The sequence below is a fragment of the Algibacter pacificus genome, assembly GCF_008033385.1.
GTDB lineage: Bacteria > Bacteroidota > Bacteroidia > Flavobacteriales > Flavobacteriaceae > Algibacter > Algibacter pacificus.
The window spans coordinates 21438-35141 of the sequence record NZ_VOGY01000005.1 but is presented as its reverse complement, the minus strand read 5'-3'; the positions used below and the strand labels follow the sequence as shown (position 1 = coordinate 35141).

Annotated in this window: 12 protein-coding genes; 2 read left to right on the top strand and 10 right to left on the bottom strand. The window is 33.8% G+C overall.

What is annotated here, in order from left to right:
• Positions 1–906 (bottom strand): DUF6607 family protein, encoded by a 906-nt coding sequence (locus FQU21_RS08945; protein ID WP_147677669.1) that lies wholly within the window; start codon positions 904–906, stop codon positions 1–3.
• Between the two features lie 196 nt (positions 907–1102).
• On the opposite strand from FQU21_RS08945, the gene FQU21_RS08940 reads away from it, so the two are divergent.
• Together FQU21_RS08940 and FQU21_RS08935 are read left to right on the top strand one after the other, a co-directional pair.
• Complete coding sequence (locus tag FQU21_RS08940; protein ID WP_246124806.1) at positions 1103–3142, top strand: TonB-dependent receptor plug domain-containing protein; 2040 nt, start codon at positions 1103–1105, stop codon at positions 3140–3142.
• Between the two features lie 19 nt (positions 3143–3161).
• Positions 3162–4244, top strand: a complete 1083-nt coding sequence (locus FQU21_RS08935; RefSeq protein WP_147677667.1) for an HmuY family protein — start codon at positions 3162–3164, stop codon at positions 4242–4244.
• A 96-nt stretch (positions 4245–4340) separates the two neighbouring features.
• On the opposite strand, the gene FQU21_RS08930 is transcribed toward FQU21_RS08935, so the two are convergent.
• From FQU21_RS08930 to FQU21_RS08890, 9 genes are all read right to left on the bottom strand, one after another.
• Positions 4341–4967, bottom strand: coding sequence for a carbonic anhydrase (locus tag FQU21_RS08930; RefSeq protein ID WP_147677666.1), 627 nt, complete (start codon positions 4965–4967; stop codon positions 4341–4343).
• Positions 4968–5001: 34 nt separating this feature from the next.
• Positions 5002–6864, bottom strand: a complete 1863-nt coding sequence (locus tag FQU21_RS08925; protein WP_147677665.1) for a SulP family inorganic anion transporter — start codon at positions 6862–6864, stop codon at positions 5002–5004.
• 71 nt (positions 6865–6935) lie between these two features.
• On the bottom strand, positions 6936–7583 hold the full coding sequence (locus FQU21_RS08920; RefSeq protein WP_147677664.1) for a DUF2490 domain-containing protein: 648 nt from the start codon (positions 7581–7583) through the stop codon (positions 6936–6938).
• Positions 7584–7608: 25 nt separating this feature from the next.
• Entirely contained in the window at positions 7609–8238 is a 630-nt protein-coding gene (locus FQU21_RS08915; protein WP_147677663.1) for a carbonic anhydrase family protein, read from the bottom strand.
• 16 nt (positions 8239–8254) lie between these two features.
• The gene (locus FQU21_RS08910) at positions 8255–9076 is read right to left on the bottom strand and encodes a universal stress protein (RefSeq protein ID WP_147677662.1); all 822 of its coding nucleotides are present in this window, start codon (positions 9074–9076) and stop codon (positions 8255–8257) included.
• A 5-nt stretch (positions 9077–9081) separates the two neighbouring features.
• Positions 9082–10674 (bottom strand): SulP family inorganic anion transporter, encoded by a 1593-nt coding sequence (locus FQU21_RS08905; RefSeq protein WP_147677661.1) that lies wholly within the window; start codon positions 10672–10674, stop codon positions 9082–9084.
• Positions 10675–10774: 100 nt separating this feature from the next.
• Positions 10775–11071, bottom strand: coding sequence for a hypothetical protein (locus FQU21_RS08900; RefSeq protein WP_147677660.1), 297 nt, complete (start codon positions 11069–11071; stop codon positions 10775–10777).
• A gap of 64 nt (positions 11072–11135) precedes the next feature.
• Positions 11136–11894, bottom strand: a complete 759-nt coding sequence (locus FQU21_RS08895) for an SH3 domain-containing protein (RefSeq protein WP_147677659.1) — start codon at positions 11892–11894, stop codon at positions 11136–11138.
• Between the two features lies 1 nt (position 11895).
• Positions 11896–13668, bottom strand: a complete 1773-nt coding sequence (locus tag FQU21_RS08890) for a BatD family protein (RefSeq protein WP_147677658.1) — start codon at positions 13666–13668, stop codon at positions 11896–11898.
• Positions 13669–13704 lie beyond the last annotated feature (36 nt).

The window sequence follows — 13704 nt, the reverse complement described above, 5'->3', positions numbered from 1 at the left end:
TTATTTTACGAATGATTCTATTACTGGATTTATTTTTTCGGGAGTACTGTAGTTTTCTTCATCAAATAAAAATTTGTAAAGTGGTTTGTTGTCTACCTTTTCTTCAAGAATTAGGTTTTTGTTTCTGCCATAAATATCGTCCCATTTATTACGAACTAAAGCCCATTTTTCTTGATGTTTTACCCACCAATCTGCAGCCGCTTTACATTTACTATCCGCTACTTTAACGTAGGTGTTGTAGCCTTTTTCTTTTGCTAAAATCACATCTGCTTTTCCAGCTTCGCGAATAACTTTAGCATTGTCTTGGTCGTGTACCCAACCAGTACTTGTAATTTCATGTCGGTTACCACGCGTGGTTACATTGTAATCGCTACGCTTGGTGTATTCACGTCTTGGCAATGGGGCGTCGGTGGTGTTTTCCCAATAATTTTTACCATCTACATGCACCCAAGTTCCCGAACCTTCGTAACGTGGACTATCATCTACTTGATATACTTTTTGTGTCCATTGCCCTTTAACTTCGGCCTTTGGTTTAGTAACAAAATTCCAAGTATTATCACCATTAAACATATAAAAATCGGTGTTTTCATAAAGCCAATCTTGTCTCCAGTGCTTCACAATATAAGGGCTGTTTGGCGGGCCAACTTGCAATAAGTGCTGAATAGAAATTTTGTTTTTGTCATCTTCAACCAATTGCGCCCATTCCAAACCTTTATCAATTTTGGTCTCCGATGGTTTGTAAAGCGAGTCTTCACTATAGTTAAAAGTTTCTGCAAAATTGAAAGTCACTTCAAAACAGCCACACATCTTTTTAATGGCTGCGGCATCTTGTTTTTTTTTGTTTTGAGCAAATCCAGCAAAGGATGTTGTTAAGGAAATTAAAGTTAATAGTGCTAGTTTTTTCATTTTGAAACGTTTGTTATCGAGGATTAAAAAATAATTGAAAATTTGTTGTTCTTATTTAGACTGAATTAAGATAACTTATATATTTGCAGCAAATTTATATAGAATGAATCTAAATAAAAACAATATTGTAATCTTTTTTCTAATATTTTTTTGTCTCATTGGATTTTCTCAAACAGAAAACGAAACTGCTCAAGACATGAATAGCTTAGAGGAAATTGTGGTGACTGGGCAATACAATCCGCAATCTATCCGAAAATCGGTTAACACTGTTATTGTTATAAATCGTGAACAAATTGAAAATCAAGCAGCCAATAATTTAGCCGATTTACTGAATTATAATTTAAATCTAACCGTAATTCCGAATTCGAAAAGTGGAAAATCGACCATTTCTTTTTTTGGTTTAGACGCCCAATATTTCAATGTTTTGATTGATAACATTCCATTGGTAAGTGATAATGGTTTTGGAAATAATATTGATTTAACGCAAATAAATTTAGATGATATTGAGCGTATAGAAATTGTAGAAGGCGCTATGGGTGTGGAATACGGCGCCAATGCTGTTTCGGGCGTGATTAACATTATCACCAAAACATCAATAGATAACAAATGGCGCGTTCAGGCGCTTTTACAAGAAGAAACGGTTAGCGATGAGTATACGTGGTTCGATGAAGGCCGGCATATTCAGGGTTTAAATATTTCGCATAATATTAATGAGCATTGGTTTAGTAGAATTGGTATAAACCGAAATCAGTTTGCGGGTTTTTACAATAATCAATTGGGTAAAAACCATTACCAAAACGACAGTTTAAGAGGCCACAGTTGGCTACCTAAAACACAAATAAACACCAATGCCTTTTTAAATTATAAGAAGAACAATTTCCAGCTTTCGTATAAAACGGAATATTTTAATGAGGTGATTAATTATTACGATGCTGCTGTTCGAGCCAATATTGATACCGACTCACAGACTAGTAATCCGTCGGCAACCGATAGAATTTTCACTACCAATCGTTTTGTAAATAACTTAAACATTAACGGACATTTTACCTCTGGAGCAAATTATGGCTTATCACTTTCTTACCAACAGCAAACCCGCGATTTAAACCAATTTACTTACTACATCCTTACTCAAGAACGAACAAACGAAACCGATGAAACCTACCAATCTAGCAGCGTGTTTTTTGGAAAAGGCTTGGTTAGTAATTTGGTAAAAAGCGATGTTTTTAATTTTCAATTGGGTTTTGAAAGTCGCATAATGAAAGGTTTTGATACCGAAGCTTCGGGAGATGTTACTCAGTTAGACAAAGTGCAAAAACAAAATAATACAGCTGTTTTTGGTTCTTCGGAATTTAATTTGAGTGAAAAATTCTCAATACGTCCAGGAATTCGATATGAGTACAATTCCTTATTTCATTCCAAATTAATAAATTCTTTTAGCACGCGCTATTTAATGAATCATGGTTTTGAATTACGAGGCAATATTGGTACATCTTACCGTACGCCAAGCTTTAGCGAGTTGTACTACTATTTTGTAGATTCTAATCATGATGTGCAAGGCAATGAAAATTTAAATCCTGAAAACGGGTTCTCGGCCGCTGTAAATCTTAAAAAACGCACTTTGATAAATACGGTTTCACTGATAAATACTTTTAAAATCACCTACCTCAATGTTAACGATAAAATAGATTTAGCCGTTGTAAATTCTTCACCTTTACAATATCAGTATATCAATATTGATGCTTATAAATTATGGGGGATCACTTCGGAAAATAAAATTAAAACCAATAATTGGTCTTTTAATTTGGGCGCTACGCTTCAGGGTATTTCCCAAATTGCAAATAATGAAGTGAATGCTAACAATGATTTTCTGTATTCGTTTCAAATAAATACCAGTGCGAATTACTTCATTAAAAAATGGAATACTAGTGTAACGCTGCTTTTAAAACACAACGGTAAACAAAAAGATTATGTGGCCTCGGGAACCGATTCCAATAAAAATGCTCTATTCGAAAAAGCAACAACCAACGCTTATACCTGGCTAGATGCTTCTGTTAAAAAATCTTTATTCAACAATAAAATTCAAGCGACCCTGGGAGGTCGAAACTTGCTAGATGTCACCAATGTTACCGTTAGCGGTTCTTCTACCGGCGCTGTACATTCAAGCGCTAACAGTTCTTTATTGTTGGGTTATGGCCGCTCTTACTATTTAAAACTTTTATACAATCTTAATATTTAACCAATAAATACTTTTAATTATGAACAACAAATTTTCAACTTTAATATTATGCGTTTTTGCTCTTGTTTTATCAAGTTGTAGCAGTGATGAGACGCCCAGCGACCCCATAAAAATAGTGATAGAAGGCGCTTCCATTTCACCAGAAGTTGGTGGGCCAAATGAACAAAACCAAGTTTATATTGACTTAAGTACCAATACAACTACTGCCATCCAAAGAGATACTTGGGATTTAGGGTTTTATTCTGGAACAGAATTTAGAGTAGCAATAAATGGTTCAATTTATATGGCCGTAGCCGAATTAACTGAAACAGATATTGATGCCGTTTCGTCGTTATCAACCGAAGTTCAAGAGTTACAACCTAGTGTCGCTGTAGGAACTTACAAGGCTGAAAACATTATTTATGTAGACGCTCCGGATGGAACTATTTCAGAAACAGCTATTTCAGAAATTTCTGCTACCGATGTTGATAACAAAGTGTATCTAGTAAACTTAGGAAACGAAGTTGGAACGGAAACCCCTTCTACAGGTAGTGTAGAAATTTCTGGAGATTCTAGAGGCTGGAAAAAAATACGTGTTCTAAAAAATGGAGACGATTATATTTTACAATATGCCGATTTAGATGCAACCACTCACAAAGAGGTTACAATTTCTAAAAATTCAAATTACAACTTTACATTTTTTAGTTTCAATACCGAAACTGTAGTAAATGTAGAACCTGAAAAAACCGAGTGGGATTTAAATTTTACTGTTTTTACTAATGAAATTGAAGGTTACGGCTCTTATGGTTATTCAGATTTTGTTGTAAATAATGTAAAAGCCGATGCTAAAGTATATATGATTGACACCGATATTGACGCGTTTACTTATGCCGATTTTGCTTTAACCGATGTAGTTGATGCTAATTTCACTAACGATCAACGTAGTGTTGGAAGCAGTTGGAGAAATGGTGGCGGCCCAGGATCTCTACCTTCTTTAAAAGACCATGTATTTTACGTAGTAAGTGATACAGACGGAAACCTATATAAACTTAAATTTTTAGCATTAACCAACGCCGATGGCGAGCGCGGTTACCCAGAGTTTATTTATAGCTTGTTACAATAAAGTTTTATATTTATTCCTAATTTTTAATTGAGTTTAGTGAAAAAAGCCACTTTTAAAAGGTGGCTTTTTAATATCCTTTAAACAGTCTTCTATCACTTAATCCAAGTGATAAATTTCCATAATATCATGCAAATACTTTTCGAAATCAATTTTTAAATCGATTAATTTTCCCGTGTGTACATCGAATACCCAACCGTGCACTGTTAAGCCGCGATCTCTATAAGCCTTTTGTACCGCTGCCGTTTTAATAAGATTAACGCACTGTTCTTTAACGTTTAACTCCACTAAACGATCGTATCTTTTTTCTTCACATTCAATGCTATTTAATTCTAATTTATGAATTCTATAAACATCACGAATATTACGTAACCAAGGATTTAAAATACCTAAATCTGCCGATTGCATGGCGGCTTTAACGCCTCCGCATCCGTAATGTCCACAAACCACAATATGATTCACTTTTAAATGATCTACAGCGTAGTTTACTACAGACATAACATTCAAATCGATACTAATCACCATATTAGCGATATTACGGTGCACAAAAACTTCACCAGGACCTAACCCCATTAAATCTTCCGCCGTTACCCTACTGTCACTGCAACCTACATATAATAATTCTGGTTTTTGTCCTTTTCCTAAATCGTCAAAATAATTTTCGGAAATCGCTAATTGTTTTTTAATCCAACTTTCATTGTTTTCAAATACTTTCTTTAAATCCATATCTTATTTTTTAATTCTACAAAGGTAAAACAATCTAATTTGCATCCTTCACATAACGTTTCACCCATTGCAAACAAGATTTAAAATCTTTAAAAATATGTTCATTAGGTATAAAATCTGGAATAATATCTATGCGCTCCATCATGTACCGCGGTTGTTTTAACAAACCGACAAATAGTACTTCAACATGATTGTTTTTTAATTCTTGTAACATATCTTCCATAGCATACAAACCAGATTGATCCATATATTGCATGCGCCCTAACCTAATAATAACGGTTTTTGCGGTATTTGGGATTTGTAACGATAAGGCTTGAAAATCGCTAGTTGAACCAAAGAATAATGGCCCTTTTAAATGTTTGATAAAAACTTCATTTTTTAAATTTTCTGGAAAACCTGCTTCATCATCCCACATCTCTTCTTTTAGAGATTTAACATCGGAACGCTCCGCGGTTAAATCTCCTATTTTTTTCATAAACATTAACGACGCAATAATTAAACCAATACCAACAGCATAAATTAAGTCCCAAAAGGTTGATAAAAGCAACACAACAATCATAATTAAAACTTCCGAACTCAGTTTTACAGGCCCAAATTTTATATCTTTTGGTAAACTAGGAATTGCTTTTAAGCCTTTATAATCCATAACACCAATACCAACAGTAATTAAAATACCCGCTAAAACGGCTGCTGGAATTTTGGAAGCGACAGGTCCTAAAGCAAGCATGATGACAAGTAATATGACGCCTGCAATCATTCCAGAAAGCTTAGTTTTTCCACCAGCATTAATATTTACAACCGTACGAATAGTAGCTCCTGCTCCAGGAATTCCACCAAAAAGAGCCGCAATACTATTACCAATACCTTGCCCTATTAATTCTTTATTCGGCTTATGCTTTGTTTTTGTCATATTATCAGCAACTACACTCGTTAAAAGAGAATCTATAGCTCCTAGTAAAGCTAATGTAAGTGCTGTAAAAACATAAGGTGTTATACTACCCAAACTAAAACTTGTAAACATTTCTAGTTTTGGTATTGGGATACCGCCCGGGATTTGAGAAATAGGTCGATACCCTAAATTAAATCCATAAGCTACCCCTGACACCACGATTAATGCGACTAATGTACTTGGTACAGCTTTAGTAATACGTTTAAAACCATAGATTATAAATATAGTGGCTAAAGCTAAAACCAATTCTAACCAATTTATATTTTGCAAAGCACGAGGCAACACTTTTATAGCTCCAACGGTTCCAGAGGCTTCTTTTCCTGCTAGAGTTTGTGCTTCATTTAATATTTGTTCTGCTGAAATCCCTTCAGCTTTAGCAATAGTTTCTTTGAAATTTTCGAGCACCAAAAGGCCTTCTCCTGCTTCTTCTTTTAAAATATTTTCAAGTAAAATTTCTTTGGCTTGCGGTTTAAATTGATCTACAAATTCCGCGTCTTCTTTTGGGTAATAACCAATAGATGGGAGAATTTGAGTTAAAAGAATAATGACTCCAATAGCCGTCATAAATCCAGAAACCACGGGATATGGAATATACCGAATGTATTTACCTAGCCCTAAAAGCCCTAACCCCACTTGCATAAATCCTGCTAACATAAAAACCGTTAAAATAGCAGGTAATGCTTTTTCTACACTACCATCGTTAGCAGCAACAAGACCAGCAATAACTACCATACTTACAGCAGTCATAGGAGCAGTAGGTCCTGAAATCTGCGTGCTAGTACCTCCAAAAAGAGCCGCAAAAAAGCTAATAAAAATAGCGCCATATAAGCCAGCCTCAGGCCCTAAACCTGACGACACTCCAAAAGCTAAAGCCAGTGGGAGCGCCACTATTCCTGCCGTAATGCCACCAAAGGCATCGCCCTTTATATTTGAAAATAAACGCTTCATATACTGGTTTTAAGTATTTCTCTAAGTTAACTTAAATTTTTAACGATTTAAAAAATTTAAACCGCCTTTTGTTAGAAATTTACAAACGCAATAATATTCACTTGATCTCTGCCTGAGGTTTCAAAAAACTGATTCATATACCCCAATTCTAGTCGTAGTTGTTCAGAAAAGGTATATCCTAAACCGCCATAAACCCGATTTCTATCAAACACCGACGATTTAGTATTTAAAAATATTTCGTTATAGGCCGAAAGATATAATGGATTATTCCCTTCTTCGTTATACTGAAGTGGGATTTTTACGCCTAAAAAATAACGAAAACGCATTTTAAAATCAGCTTCAACAAAACGTTGTTCAAAACGATAGCGATGGCTTAACCCTACTTTACCAATACTTTGTTTAGTTGTGAATTGCTGAAAAATACGATGCTCGTTTACAGATACTTTTTCATCGGTTTCTCCAACATAATTTTCGGATAATATATAACCATATCCTAATAATATATTGTTTTTCTCTGTGATATTATATCCTAAACCGGTACGTAAAAGCAATTGCTCTAAATCACCAACAACATTATAATTTCGGTACTGTACCTCGTTATGAATATTCCACTTGCTATTTATTTTTTTGTTTCCAATATAAATCAACCAGTTTCCTAAATCGCTATCTTGGGCTTGAGCAAATATTGGTAACATTAACACTAATATTAATGCTACCATATTTACCTTCTTCCTTTTTACTTTTCTATTCATAAAACTTTACTGCACCTGTATTAACATCATACATAGCACCAATTATTTTTATGGCGCCGCTTTGCTCCATTTCTGTTAGTATTGGGCTTTCGGCATGAATTCTATCAATCATTAACTGCACATTCATGTGAGATACTTGGTCAACAAATTCTAAGTTCTTAGAATTTCTTAAACTTTCATCTTTAGGTTCTGTAACGGCATGGACTGCAGGGTTTATTTTTTGAACTAACTTTGTTAAATTACCCATTTCGGCACCATCGCAAGCACCTTTTACAGCACCACAACTAGTATGCCCTAAAACAACAATAAGTTCTGTACCGGCTAGCTTACATGCAAACTCCATACTCCCTAAAATATCTTCGTTTACAATATTTCCTGCAATACGAACGCTAAAAATATCGCCTAATCCTTGATCGAAAATCAACTCGGCAGAGACTCTCGAATCGATACAACTTAAAATAGTTGCAAAAGGAAATTGTCCAGAGCTGGTATCGTTTACTTGTTCTAAAAGGTTTCGGTTCGCTTTTAAATTTTGTTGAAACCTTTGATTACCTTCTTTTAAATATTGTAATGACTTTTCAGGTGTCATTGTTGCCTGTGTTTCTTTTGTATGTGCTTTCATAATATTTTCTTTTTTTTTAAACAACCTGTTTTTGTGTGCTACCGGTTATAAATAGCGACACCTTTAAATTGTTAATTACATTTTTAATATCCGATGTATTATTAGAAGTTAAATCGGCATTATCCGCACGATTTACAAGCAGTAAGTTCACTTGATTTTTTTCTAAATAATTGGATAGATTTTTTATGGTATTATCATTTTTTTCAAATACAAAATCAATGGTTTTATTTACATCAATCGTATTCATTTCTTCTGATTTATCAATACTTTTTACAATATTGAAGGTTTTTAAGTCCCCAGATGTTTTAGTCTTTAAATCTTCCGTAAGGACTTGATTAAAACCTTGCGATTTCCCATTTAGCAATCCAATATGCACATCGTTTTCTGGAACTAATCCAGGTTCACCAGAGATTATCACCACTGGGCCTTCATGTATTTTTAAAACAAAATCAGCGATATGGTCTCGTGTGAGCTTGATAAGTTTAGAATTCCGTTTTCCTAACACAATAATATCTGGTTTTGTCGCTTTTATATAAGCTTCGATTTCAGACTTCAGATGACCAATACGAAAATTTGACGTGATATGAACCCCATAACTTTTAATTAAGGGCTTTATCGTTTCTTGAATTTTATTTCGTAATAGATTTTGCTCGTGATTTAGAGACCGGATAGCCGATAACTGACTATCAGTTGCGATAACTTCGGTTGGTTTTTTCACATAAAACAAATCCACCTCGGTATCTAACATTTTGGATAAACTAATCGCACTTGTTACGACACTGTTAGCATGTTTCTTTAAATCTGAAAGTACTAAAATTTTAAATTTATTACTTTTCATAGCCTTTAGCTTAAACTTAAACTCGACTTCTTTCTTTCATTAAAAAACTTAATAAAACTTGCAGGGTTTTCTACAATACCGCGTTTAGAAACCAACTTAATATCAATATTTCGTTCCTCTGCTTTGAAAAGAAAATCTTCAAGAATTTCAATAATATCGTTATCTAAATACCTTGTTTTAATAAGGTTAATCTCCAAATAAGTGTCTTTAGGTAAACTATCCAATTCTTTTAAAATAGCGCCTTTATTAAAAAAGGTTACTTCTTCCGCTAAGGTCATTTTTATTTTATGCTTTCCGTTGCTGTTATCTTCAATATGAAGAAAATGAGAGTTTTGGTAACTTTTTAAAAGAATAACCACAATACCAACGGTAAGTCCTAATCCAATACCCCAAAGCAAGTCGATAAACACAATACCTAAAACAGTTGCGGTAAACGGAATAAACTGTTTCCAACCCATTTTATACATTTTTAAAAACAAACTAGGTTTTGCTAATTTATAGCCTACAACTAATAAAATGGCTGCTAGAACTGAAAGAGGAATCATATTCAATAATCGTGGGATGGCTACAACTGATATTAATAATAAAAATCCGTGCAAAATAGTTGATAATTTTGACATTCCACCCGATTGAATATTGGCCGAACTACGCACAATAACTTGTGTTATTGGTAACCCTCCAATTAAGCCCACGACAATATTTCCTGTGCCTTGGGCTAATAATTCACGATTGGTAGGGGTTACATTTTTATGAGGGTCTAATTTATCGGTAGCTTCAACACTTAATAAGGTTTCTAAACTAGCCACTAAAGCAATAGTAAACGCTACAATCCATACATCTGGATTTGTTATGGCTGAAAAATTAGGAAAACTAAACTGACCCAAAAATGAAGAAAAATCTTCTGGAATTGGCACACTAACCAAATGAGATGATGCAATGCTTAAGGTATCACTATCTTTAGTGAAAACAAAATAAATAATACCCATAACAACCGCTACGAAAGGTCCTTGAATAACTTGAAATATTTTAGCTTTTTTTGCTAATACTTTGTCCCAAAACAATATAATTCCTAAACCTATTAGGCCAATGAGTAGAGATCCTAAAATAATATGATCTGTAATATTGAATAGGGCTGAAAAAGTATTTTCACCAGAACTTTCAACAAAACTATCGGCACCTTCAAGCTCCGCATCATAACCAAAAAAATGTGGAATTTGTTTTAAAATAATAATAATTCCAATACCAGTTAACATGCCTTTAATTACAGAAGACGGGAAATAATACCCTATAACCCCAGCTTTTAAAACTCCAAAAATAATTTGAATAATACCCCCTAAAACAACAGCCACTAAAAAATTCTCATAGCCTCCTAAAGAACCAATAGCCGTTAAAACAATGGCTGCTAATCCGGCAGCAGGTCCACTAACTCCAAGGTTAGATCCACTTAAACTCCCAACAACAACACCTCCAACAACACCAGCAATAACTCCAGAAAATAGTGGCGCACCACTAGCTAATGCAATACCTAAACATAATGGTAACGCAACAAAAAACACGACAATACTCGCGGGTAAGTCGCTCTTAATATTTTTAAACATAGATAAATTCACTTTAGCCGAAGTGTTATGCTTCAGCGGTTTTAATAATTTTTAATAATCGAATAATATTGAACAAAACTGTTCAACAACGGAAAAATTATTAAGCGAATTTTGGAGGTGGAGAAATTAAATTAAGGTAAGGTTTTGAATAATTTTTAACATAATAGCTTAAATGACTTATTGCTTCTTTTAAGCTAACAAAAACATCGTTATCTTGATTTTCTAAAATAATATCTTTTACTGTTTTAACTTTTGGCTGTCCATTTTCTTCTTCTTCTGCCATTGAGAAAAACAACGAAATATCAACAGAATTGTCAACCATAGCAATTACAGTTGGAGCCGTTAAAAACACCAAAAAAGAAAATAAGAAGAAAAAAGAAACGATGTTTCTTGACATTTATTTTAAATTTTATCGATTGCTAATATACCATTAAAATCTTATGCTTATAAAAAACACGCTATTAAAATGCTGTTAATGTTTTAATATCTTCGGAAGACAGCCATCCCGTTTTTCCATCGGATAGCTTTATTTTTCTCCAATTATCAACAGAATCTACAACCTGAACTTTTGTGCCTTCATGAAGTCTAAAGGCTTCTTCACTTCGTAAATTTGGTTCACTTTTTACTCGAGATTCTTGTGCAAAAACAATCGCTGGTTTGTCTTTTTTATCTAATGCATATTTCTGAAAAGCAAAGGCCAACGCAACACACAATAGTATAAAAGACAGTGTACTCCCTATAAAAGCTAAACGTTTTCTACCCGAAGAATAAGCAAAATAATACATTAAAAATAACAGTACAAAAACAAATACAAGTACTACAGCGGCTTTGGCCCAAGCATCAAAACTCATGCTGTGTGTTATGCTTTTAAATAATTTTGAAAAACCAACATCGGGCACAACTTCAATTGCATCGATAGTCATGTTTTTAGCAAAAGCTAAGTTGTTTTTAATCTCTTTATCATTTGGTGCTAACTGCAGCGCCTTTTCATAATAAAAAATACTTGGAGCTATATTATTTAGCTTGTAATGGGCATTAGCAAGATTGAAATACAAATCCGCGGAATGGTTTTTAGTATCCAAAATAGATTCATATTTTGAAATAGCTTCTGCATATTTACCCTCGTTATAAAGGGTGTTACCTTGTTCAAAAAGGATATTGTTTTGGGCAATTAATCCAAAACTGAACAAAAACGAAAGTATGTATAGTAAATTCTTCATATTAACGTGCTTGTTTATCAATTAACGAAATGGTTTTAGCCGCTTTACTATAATCTTCCTGCATGGTTATAATATCTATTGGCGTATAACGTGCTAACTCGCAGCTTTCTAAAATACTTTTAAAATCCTTTATAACTTCGGCATCGACTCGCTTTTTCGATAGTAATTCGTTTATTTTATCTTTACTTAACTCGTTAGTTTCAATGTGTAACTTCGCTTTTAAATAATTGTGTAATGCTTTTTCCAAAGCAATATAAAAGGCTTCTTTTTGCCCTAAAGATTTTTTAGCACTGCTTAAATATTTCTTCGCTAATTTATCGGCTTTTCTAATACGATTTCCGAAAACATCGGCATCCCGTGTTGCTTTCTTATTACGAAAAACAATAGCTATTGGAATCACTAAAAATGGCAACAACAGCAAGCCCCAAAACAAATTGGTTTTAAAGAAATAATGAGGTTTTATACTTGTAAAATTGGTTTTAGTTTTTATGAATGCAAATTGGTCGTTATTTAAAACCACCGCTTGTTTAATAGTGTTTGCTGTTGCATTGTTAACGCTTTCATTGGGATTATTTAAGGGGCCATTTTGAACATCGATAACAATCTCTTTGGAATTTAATCGTTTGTAACTTTTCGTTTTTAAATCGAAATATGAAAAGGAAATACTCGGAATTGGATATTTACCTTTATACTGTGGCACCACCGTATAACTATCGGAAATATCACCTTGCATACCTATAGAATTAGTTTTAATGTTTTCGGTATGTTCTGGTTCGTAAACTTCCAAAGAACTTGGTAACGACAACTTAGGAAGTTTAAACAATTTTAAATTCCCATTTCCTCTTACAGCTACTTTTATTTGGAGCGATTCTGAGGCATCAAGTTCTTCTTTAGAGCTGGATACATCAAAACTATAACTTCCTACGGCACCAGTAAAATCTGCTGGTTTACCTTGTTCTGGCAGCGGCTTAACCGTAATAGTTTGGTTGCCGGCCGATATGGTTTTACTAACACGAGACATTAAGGCGTTTCCAAAAAAATCACGGCGGTTTGTTGGCACCCGCATAGAAATATTTAAACTTAATGGCTCGATATTTAATTTGCCGGTTTTTTGTGGGTATAATACTGTTTTTCTTAAAACTAAAAATCTATAACTTTCGCCTTTATACGTGCCATTTTCTACTTTCTGACCTTGAGTGTTTATAGTTTGACTCCAAAAATCGTTATAACGCGGACTATCAATTTCATTCCAATTATCTACGGCTAATTTTGGCGATACGTAAAGCTTGTAAACCACAGTAATGGCTTCATTTAAATACGGATTAGTTTTAGAAATTTCGGCTACTAAATGAATATTTTCTGAAGCAATATAATTAGGATCGTTTGGATCCTTAGGTTTATCTACTGCGGCAGTAACCTCAACTTTTACAGGCACCGTTTTATAAACTGTCCCATCAATAACAATGGTGGCTTGAGAAATAGTAAACTTTCCGCGTTGTTTTGGGGTTAAAAAATAGGTGTATGTTTTTTTATAGGTACGCACACCATTAATCCAAGAATTACTCACAGATTGGTTGGGTCCACTCACATTAAAGTTTGAAAAATCGGGTGGATTAAAATTATCACCATCCTTATTCATTTCAAAATCGACTCGTAAACGTTCGTTTATACCTAATACCGTCTTACTGACTTTGGCTTCAAATTTTACTTGAGCAGAAGCTAAACTAGTAATAAGTACAAAAAATAATATGTATATATGTTTTACTACTTTCATGTTATAAATTTAAAAACCTATCGGAATTTTAAAATC